Origin of the sequence: Herbaspirillum sp. B65 (assembly GCF_000333555.1) — a bacterium.
GTDB lineage: Bacteria > Pseudomonadota > Gammaproteobacteria > Burkholderiales > Burkholderiaceae_D > Herbaspirillum > Herbaspirillum rubrisubalbicans.
In genome coordinates this window covers 1-3,190 of the sequence record NZ_BADI01000271.1, presented here as the reverse complement: position 1 = coordinate 3,190, position 3,190 = coordinate 1, and the positions used below count along the sequence as shown (strand labels likewise).

Sequence of the window (3,190 nt, the reverse complement as noted above, 5' to 3'; positions counted from 1 at the left end):
CCCCACAGGCCAGGCTGCGCCGTGGACTGTGGGTTGTGAAAGATGTAGGCGCCCGTGTTGTCCTTCTGCAGCTCGATGGCAGTCCAGTCCGCCGGGTTCAGCACGATGCCGGTAGACGGGTATTCCGCCAACTCCGCCTGCAGCAGTGCCAGGCGCAGCACGTCAATGCGCGTGGGGTTCTTGATCACGATGGGTGCGGCGTACTGGCTGGCCTGGGTATAGATGCCGTTCAGGTTGTTGCCCACGCCGGAGCCCTTCAGCAACTGAGCCTCTTCGATCAAGGCCAGGCCATAGCGCAGGCGCGTGTCGATGATCGACTGCAGGGCCGGAAAGTCAGCCATGATTTCCGAGGAGGCCTTGATGAAGTGCGCGATCTTGGCCACCACCGATTGCGCCTCGGTCATGGTGATGCTCGACTCGGGCTTCTTCGTGCCCTCGGCGACCATCCCGGCATTGTTCACGAAACCGGTTTCCTTGATGTACTGCACCAGGTTCGAAGAGGTACGGCCCGGCGACAACAGGTCGCGCACGGTGAGGCGCTGTTGCGGCAGGGTCACGATGCCCGGCAGGCGATCCGGCGCCACGGCTGCACCGACACTGTTCGCGGCGCTGGTGACCGCCTTCACCTGGACGGTGATGCTTTTCTTGAAGTTGCCTTCCTTGACATACTCCTTCAGCTCTTCGGACTCGACCACCTGGCCGCCGATAGACTTGAATTCGAACGATGCAGGCCCAGCGGCGTGCTTGTCGAGCTTCTGTTCGGTCTCTTGCAGGCGAGCCTGCAACTCACCCTGCTTGACCAGCAGTTCGTCGACCTTCTTCTTCGTGTCTTGCGACAGCTCACCGGCCTTCTCGGCTTCCTTCAGCGCCTTCTCGCCGACTTCCTTGACCTGGTCGCCGATACGCTTGAGCTCCTTCATGATCGGCTCGGGGTCAGACACGCACATGATGACGCCCATCTGCACCATGTGGCGGAAAACGTAGGGATAGGTAAAGTCAGCCAGCGCCGCCAGCAAGATTTTGATGTTGGCCTGGATGGCCGATTTGAAAATGCGAATCTGATTCATAGTTTCCTCATTAGTTGAAGTTGAAGGCTTGCAGGGAAGCCAAGAGATTGCTGTCGTTGCCACCGGAATCGCTCCGGTCAAGCAGGGTCTTCAGGCCACGACTGGCGACAATCGTGGCCTGACTCTTCGAGAACCCTGCCTCACGCAAGATGCCCTCGAATTCGGGGAGGCTCGGCAGCTTCCCGCCATGCAGGCGGGACTTCACGCTGTCGATCAATGCCTCGGTGTTCATGGGGAAGGTCACCGCGCTGACCTCCAGGAGATCGAGCTCGGTCAGTGCGCGGGTGCGCTCCTTCTCGTTCCAGCTATCGGCCAATACGTAGTAGCCGATGGACAGGCCTTTCACGATGCGACGCTTCATGAGCGAATGCGCCTGTGCCGCCAGCGGGATGTCGTCCTTGAGCAGGAAACCCTTCACGCGCAGGCCGCGCTCATCCTCTTCCAGTTCTTCATATCCGCCGATAGGCTGCGTTTCATCGTGCTGCCACAGCAGCGGCAGCGGATCGCCCGAGGCTTTCAGCCTGGCCAGGCTCTTGGTGAAGGCGCCCGGCATCACGATGTCCCGGCCGAGATCCACATTGCCGAAGATGGAGGCGTAACCCGTGAAAGTGCCATCGTCCTTCACTTCGTCCGCCGTGAAGGGAACGCGCTTGCGCGCCATAGTCTTGAAGCTCATTGCTCTGTCACCTTGTCTTGTGAAAGCCAGGCATTGAGCGCCTGGCGAACTTGGGTAGCGCCATCGGCACCCAGGCCCAGCTGGTCGATGGGCAGCAGATTCGATTGCACGGTCAGCGCGTCGGCCTGACCGCCATGGACCGGCAGGTTCTCCAGGCGCCGGCATTCGTCGCGGGTCATGATCCCGTTCTGCACCATCTGGCTGTAGAAAGCGGATCGGGCCTTGCTATCACCACGCAGCAAGCCTTCGAGCGAGATCTCCGCGTAGTAGCGGCGCTTCTCTTCCGGGCGCAGCAGATCCTTACGGATGGCCTGCTCCACCTTCACGGCCCAAGGGCGCATGGCCAGCGTGACCAACCAGGTCATCTTCTCTTCGAGGCCCGTGCCCCAGTTACTGTCCTTGCCACCATGCCCCACCAATGAGGGGTCCACCCGGTACCAGCGGCAGATCTCCTCGATGTTGAATTTGCGGGTGGACAGCAGTTCGGCATCCTGTGGATTCATATTCAACTGCTGGAAGCCAGCTCCCTTCTCCATCACCATCACGCTGCCGGTCTTCTGCACCTTGTCAACGTGCTGGCGAATCTCCTCTCGCTGCTCTGCCTTCAGTACCGAGTCCATCATCACCAGGCCGGGTGATTTGAGGCCATTGGTAAATGTCTCGGCGCTTGCCTTATCCGCAGCCAAGGCGGCGCCGAAGACGTTGGCACCGTAGGAAATCGGAGACAGGCCATCGACGCCGTTTAGGGTGAAAGCCGGCACCTCCCATTGATTGGCAGGGGCGATCACGCGAGACGTGCCGAGAATCGGATCGTTGTAATGCCACTCATAGACGCCCGGCGCAATGCGGCGACGTGAAATGCACTCTGGCACCAGCGGGATCAGCGAGGTGATGGTGCGCCCTGACATCCGCTTCTCGACCCTGGCATACCCGTGCAGCAACATGCTGGCCATGAAGACCTGCCAGAACGTAGAGGCCGTCATGTCCGCATTCGGCTGGGTATGGATCAGGTAATAGAGCTGGTGATCGCTGGCGGCAACCGGCGTGCCGTTCTTGTCCTTCTCGTACAAGCCGAAGGGCAGCGTCGAGATCACCTCGGAGAGCAGGCGAACGCACGCCATCGCCGTGCTCAACTGCAGAGTCGAATTGACGGTCACTCGCTGGCCAGAAAAGTTATTCCCCAACCAGCCTCGCCAGAACTCTCCATCCGTCAACCGGATCTCTCGACCAAGCCAGCCAGAGACTGCCCCGGCCACCGCCGACTTAATACGGCGGGGCCATGTTTGTTTACCTGTTTTCATGNCATGATCGGATTCTTCNAAAAGTCGTCCAGGTCGCCGGAGTCCTCGGGCTCGCCGAGTGCCCCGCCCACCGCCATGACCGCTGCGACGAGGCCATCGACGCGGCCTGTTGCTTTATCCTTCGCAATCTTTCGGTTACCTGCTGG

3 protein-coding genes are annotated in these 3,190 nt (G+C 60.4%); all 3 read right to left on the bottom strand.

Annotation, left to right across the window (positions count from 1 at the left end; translation table 11 throughout):
- Positions 1–1,067, bottom strand: a 1,067-nt coding sequence (locus I5W_RS07105; RefSeq protein WP_044528706.1) for a phage major capsid protein, incomplete at its 3' end; no start/stop codon positions are given.
- Between the two features lie 10 nt (positions 1,068–1,077).
- Positions 1,078–1,743: an HK97 family phage prohead protease gene (locus I5W_RS07100; protein WP_044528705.1), complete on the bottom strand. Its 666-nt coding sequence runs from the start codon at positions 1,741–1,743 to the stop codon at positions 1,078–1,080.
- Positions 1,740–3,044, bottom strand: a complete 1,305-nt coding sequence (locus I5W_RS07095; RefSeq protein WP_044528704.1) for a phage portal protein — start codon at positions 3,042–3,044, stop codon at positions 1,740–1,742. Before I5W_RS07095 ends, I5W_RS07100 begins: the two co-directional genes overlap by 4 nt.
- Positions 3,045–3,190: the final 146 nt, after the last annotated feature.